General features: G+C 61.9%; 1 protein-coding gene. It reads left to right on the forward strand.

Annotated features, from left to right (window positions below; genetic code table 11):
- Window positions 1–1,210 (forward strand): beta-galactosidase trimerization domain-containing protein (locus QJ48_RS35020; protein WP_193394555.1); only part of this gene is annotated, 1,210 nt, incomplete at both ends.

The raw sequence follows: 1,210 nt of genomic DNA on the forward strand, positions 1-1,210 counted from the left end.
ATGCGAATTACACGCAGCGGATTCGCGAAGCGATTCATGCGATCAAGCCGGAGATGCCGATCTTCCACAACGCGGGGCATATCTCGCAAGGGCGCCGGGACTTGGCGGCGATGAACACGCACCTGGAGCTGGAATCGCTGCCGACCGGCGGTTGGGGCTACGATCATTTCCCGCTGTCGGCCCGCTACGTGCAGCCGCTCGGCATGGATTTCCTCGGCATGACCGGCAAATTCCATACGTTCTGGGGCGAATTCGGCGGCTACAAGCATCCGAATGCGCTGCGCTACGAAACGGCGCTCAGCTTGGCGAACGGAGCGCGCTGCTCCATCGGCGACCAGCTGCATCCCGAAGGGCTGATGGACCCGGCCACTTACGAGCTGATCGGCCAAGCGTATGCCGAGGTCGAGCGGAAGGAAGCGTGGTGCGCGGACACGACGGCGATCGCGGATATCGGGCTGCTGTCCGTCGAATCGGTCGGCGTGGACAAAATGGGCGGCGCGATGTTCACGGGCAATTCCGACGCCGGGGCGGTACGGATGCTGCTCGAAGGCAAGTTTTTGTTCGACGTGATCGATCCGGATGCCGATTTCGAACAATACAAAGTCATTATACTGCCGGACTACGTGCTGATCTCGGATCGGCTGCGCGCGAAGCTGGAGCAGTTTCTCCGGCAGGGCGGGAAGCTGCTCGCTTCGGGCAAGTCCGGACTGGATGCGGAGGAGCGCGATTTCGCAATCGATTTCGGCGTGCGGCGGGTCGGCGACAATCCGTTCAAGCCGGATTATTTCCGCCCGAAGTTTCCGCTGCGCAGCCTTGGCGAAGCGTCGTTCGTCATGTACGCCGCGGGGCAGAAGATCGCTTTGGACGGCGGAACCGAGCTGGGGCGGCGTGAAGATCCTTATTTTAACCGGGAAGTATTCACGTTCTCTTCGCACCAGCATACGCCCAGCTCGATGAACGACGGCGGCCCGGGAATGGTGGAGGGCGCCAGCGGCATTTACATCGCTTGGAACGTCTTCGAGGACTATGCGACGAAGGGCAGCCTGTTCCTGAAAGAAATCGTGCTCTACGCATTGGACCGACTGCTGCCGGACAAGACGCTGACGACGAGCCTGCCCGCCCAAGGGGTCGTCACGCTGCAGGAGCAGCAGGTCGAACGCCGTCTCGTGAACCATCTGCTGTACGCCGTGCCGGTCAAGCGCGGGGACGG

Source organism: Paenibacillus sp. A3 (genome assembly GCF_001399685.1).
Lineage (GTDB): Bacteria > Bacillota > Bacilli > Paenibacillales > NBRC-103111 > Paenibacillus_G.